Below are 923 nucleotides of genomic sequence, written 5' to 3' on the forward strand. Positions count from 1 at the left end.
CGTCCGGGCGAAGTCTCGCTCGACGAGCTCGAGCGCGCCTTCCGCGAGACCGCGATCGAAGCGCCGGCTCCTGTCGCCAAGGCCGAGCCCGCGCCGGCTGCTGAAGCTCCGGCGCTCGCCGCCAAGGAAGCTGCGAAGCCCGCCAAGGAAAAGGCCGCGCCGAAGAAGTCGACGGCCGACGAGAATGCAGGCGAAGGCGCCAGCATCGCCAACCAGTCGATCCGCGTCAACGTGGATACGCTGGAGCATCTGATGACCATGGTCTCCGAGCTGGTCCTGACCCGCAACCAGCTGCTGGAGATCTCCCGCCGCAACGAGGACACCGAGTTCAAGGTGCCGTTGCAGCGCCTGTCCAACGTCACCGCCGAGCTGCAGGAAGGCGTCATGAAGACGCGCATGCAGCCGATCGGCAATGCCTGGCAGAAGCTGCCGCGCATCGTCCGCGATCTGTCGAGCGAACTCGGCAAGCAGATCGAGCTGGAGATGCACGGCGCCGACACCGAGCTCGACCGCCAGGTGCTCGACCTGATCAAGGACCCGCTCACCCACATGGTGCGCAACTCCGCCGACCACGGCCTGGAGACCCCCGCCGAGCGGCTCGCGTCCGGCAAGGGCGAGCAGGGCACCATCCGCCTGTCCGCCTATCACGAGGGCGGCCACATCATCATCTGCATCGCCGACAACGGCCGCGGCCTCAACACCGAGAGGATCAAGGCCAAGGCGATCTCCTCCGGTCTCGTCACCGAGGCCGAGCTCGAGAAGATGAGCGAAGCCCAGATCCACAAGTTCATCTTCGCGCCGGGCTTCTCGACCGCAGCTGCGATCACCTCGGTCTCCGGCCGCGGCGTCGGCATGGACGTGGTGCGCACCAATATCGACCAGATCGGCGGCACCATCGACATCAAGTCGGTGGCCGGCGAGGG

General features: G+C 66.8%; 1 protein-coding gene. It reads left to right on the forward strand.

Annotated elements, in window-relative coordinates; genetic code table 11:
* On the forward strand, positions 1-923 hold a 923-nt coding region (locus AC0L3X_RS47210), incomplete at both ends, for a chemotaxis protein CheA (protein ID WP_473317620.1).

This window comes from Bradyrhizobium sp. MI1.7 (genome assembly GCF_055811795.1).